Here is a 1,521-nt window from a genome sequence, read left to right on the forward strand (position 1 = left end):
GCCAATTGCTGGCCGGTGCGCGGGCCCATTCGCTGCCGCGCCAGAGGGTGTCCAGCGGGTTGGGCTTGTCGCTTGCGGCCGGTCGCGCGGCCGCCGAAGGGCCATCGTCTTCCGGCTCGGGCAAGGCCCGCAGGACAAATTCTTCGATGGCGGCGGCTGGCATCAGGGAAAAACCGGAGGGGCTTGGGCGGGGAAGGCTGGAAACACCCGCGAACGGCAGGCGGTGTCAAAACACTGTACACGCATCCAGTATCAAGAAGCGAATTCCCGACCTCGGCGGCGGTGATGGATCGCACGGCCAAGCGCCTGACCGGGTGGGTCAGTGAGCGGCTTGCCAGGCCCGCCAGCTGCGTCTCCGCCAGGGCAAAACCATGCCCCCGGAGCACGAGTTGCGACTGGGCACATCCCTCGGGAAGACACCTGGAAGAGAAATAGCACGGTCGTTCTGTAATGCGCCCCACCACGTCGGCAAGCGCAGCGTCCAGCGGTCCCTCGGACCTGACTTCAGAGCGTGGAATCTCAAACCCAGTTGGAGACACGCATGACCAAACGCCTCGCCCCTGCCCTTGCCAAAAGCCTGATCGCCGCCGCCTGCCTGGCCACCACCGTGCTGCCGAACACGGTACAGGCCGCCGACACCTACACCCAGACCAAGTACCCCATCGTGCTGGTGCACGGCCTGTTCGGCTTCGACGCCATCGGCCCGATCGACTACTGGTACGGCATCGTCTCGCCGCTGCAGTCTGGCGGTGCCAAGGTCATCGTCTCGCAGGTCTCGGCGGCCAATTCGACCGAGGTGCGTGGCGAGCAACTGCTGTCCGAAATCAAGCGCTACCAGGCCAGCTACGGCTACCAGAAGTTCAACCTGATCGGCCACAGCCATGGCGGCCCGACGGTGCGCTACGTGGCCGCCGTCGCGCCCAGCCTGGTCGCCTCCATCACCAGCGTGGGCGGCCCGCACACCGGTAGCCCGGTGGCCGACGACATCAAGGCCGGCACCACCGCCACCGGCACCACGGCATGGGTGGCTGCGGTGTTCGACGCTTTTGCCGCCGTCATCAGCCTGCTCTCGGGCAACCCGGGCATGCCGCAGGACTCGGAAGCGGCGATGAACTCACTGACCACCGCCGGCAGCGCCGCCTTCAACGCCAAGTACCCGGCCGGCCAGCCCACCAGCAGCTGTGGCTCAGGCCCTGAGCTGGTGAACGGCGTGCGCTACTACTCGGTGGGCGGCAACTGGGTGCTGACCAACCCGCTGGACATCAGCGACGCGCTGCTGGCGCTGACCTCCGTCAGCTTCAAGGGCAGCGCCAGCGACGGCCTGGTCGGCCAGTGTTCCTCGCACTGGGGCACGGTGCTGAAGGACAACTACAGCTGGAACCACCTGGACGAGATCAACCAGGCCTTCGGCCTGCGCGGCCTGTTCTCGCAAGACCCGGTGGCCTTCTACCGCGGCCAGGCCAACCGGCTGAAGACCGCAGGGCTGTGAGCATGGCTTCGACGCTGCGCCGGCCGCTGGTC

1 protein-coding gene is annotated in these 1,521 nt (G+C 67.1%); it reads left to right on the top strand.

All coding sequences use genetic code 11. The features are described from left to right. Positions 1–541 precede the first annotated feature (541 nt). Positions 542–1,489 carry an esterase/lipase family protein gene (locus FKP22_RS30045; RefSeq protein WP_141291876.1) on the top strand — a complete coding sequence of 316 codons (948 nt, stop codon included), beginning with the start codon at positions 542–544 and terminating at the stop codon, positions 1,487–1,489. Positions 1,490–1,521 lie beyond the last annotated feature (32 nt).

The organism is Ideonella azotifigens, assembly GCF_006519715.1.
GTDB classification, from domain to species: domain Bacteria; phylum Pseudomonadota; class Gammaproteobacteria; order Burkholderiales; family Burkholderiaceae_C; genus Ideonella; species Ideonella azotifigens.

Coding starts and splice junctions, on each gene's coding strand:
- FKP22_RS30045 (WP_141291876.1), top strand. CDS start 542: ATGACCAAACGCCTCGCCCCTGCCCTTGCCAAAAGCCTGATCGCCGCC.